Annotated in this window: 2 protein-coding genes; one reads left to right on the top strand and one right to left on the bottom strand. The window is 67.0% G+C overall.

Annotated features, from left to right (window positions below):
* Nucleotides 1-568, top strand: a 568-nt coding sequence (locus ABT24_RS12915; RefSeq protein WP_502689015.1) for a site-specific integrase, incomplete at its 5' end; no start/stop codon positions are given.
* 426 nt (nt 569-994) lie between these two features.
* Here the strand turns inward: ABT24_RS12915 and ABT24_RS12910 are convergent.
* Nucleotides 995-1,264 (bottom strand): hypothetical protein (locus ABT24_RS12910; RefSeq protein WP_286737970.1); only part of this gene is annotated, 270 nt, incomplete at its 5' end.

The raw sequence follows: 1,264 nt of genomic DNA, 5'->3' as shown, positions 1-1,264 counted from the left end.
GGGGCCTCGTGGCGCGCTACTCCGGTTCCATCTGCTCAGTGGAGGGCAGCGCATCTTGCAGATGGGGCGGCTTCAAGTCCATCAGCTGGACCGCGACCGGGAGACCGTTTGCATTCTGGACATCAAGGGGCGGAGGAAGCAGCCTAGGGAGCACTTCGTGCCTCTGCTACCGGCTGCGCTCGATGCCATCGACACCATGCGCGGCGCCTGCCTTGGGCCGTACCTCGTGACGGTATGCGAAGGGATCGCGCCTGCCGGCTACGACGTGCTGCGTAGTGCAATCAAGGAAGTCGTGGAGGAGATGCTGGAAGCCGACGAGTTGCCCGGAGGACGATTCACCCCTGGGGACATTCGGCGGACCGTAGAGACGCGGCTTGCAGCCGGAGGACAGAACGACGAGGCGCGAGGGCAATTGCAGTCCCACGGCCTTGGTGGCGTGCAGAACCGGCACTACAACCACCACCGCTACGATGCGGAGAAGCGGGCAGCTCTCGACAAGCTCTACGAGTTGCTGACAGCGCCGTCCGCGACAGTCACGCCGATTGCAGGCGGACGGCGGGCGGGTTGAACGAGGGCAAGGCTACGCTGCATCGTCAGGATTCCAGCGCGCGACCATGGCCCTAAAGCGCGCGGCTTCGGTGCGGAGCCTTGTGGCGCCTCGTTCACGCTGCCGCATGGCCCGCCAATCACCGGACCTGTCATTGACCAGCGCGCGGGCCTGCTGCTCCAAAGCTTCCGCCCGGCGAGCAGCCCACCGGGCCTTTCCAAGGTTTTTCATGCAGGCATCCTGAATATGGGTCATCGCATGCGCCGAGATAGCGGCAACAGCGGCTAAATGGCGCCAGCTGCCCCCGCGTCCTTGCGGGGGCCCGGCGGGTTCTGCCTAGGCTGCGGTAGCCGGCGGCCGGTGCTGGCTGGTACATAGTGCGCCTACCGGCCGTGCCGCGGCAGTAGGACAAGATCGCGCCGATGGGTCGGAAAACTACTGGTGCCCCTACTCCGGGTGGTAGCGGCCGAGTGCGACGTGCAGCAGCTCGTGCCCGAGCGTCAGCGTCGCGGCATCATCCACCCGGGCCGGCGGCAGCGTGTATATCACCGGCCGCCCGGCACCATCCACGCCCGCGAAGCCGTGGAGCTTGTCGGCCTCCGCGAGCGGCATGCCCGCATCGGCGTAGACGCGGCGCAGCTCGTCGCGGTCCACTACGTGCCATTTGATTGCCGGCAGCTGGTACACCTGCCCCGGCCGCGGCGTCGGCTCGATGCT

The sequence above is a fragment of the Thiomonas sp. SCN 64-16 genome (assembly GCF_001725585.1).
GTDB lineage: Bacteria > Pseudomonadota > Gammaproteobacteria > Burkholderiales > Burkholderiaceae_C > Thiomonas > Thiomonas arsenitoxydans.
This window is presented reverse-complemented; position numbering and strand designations above follow the sequence as displayed.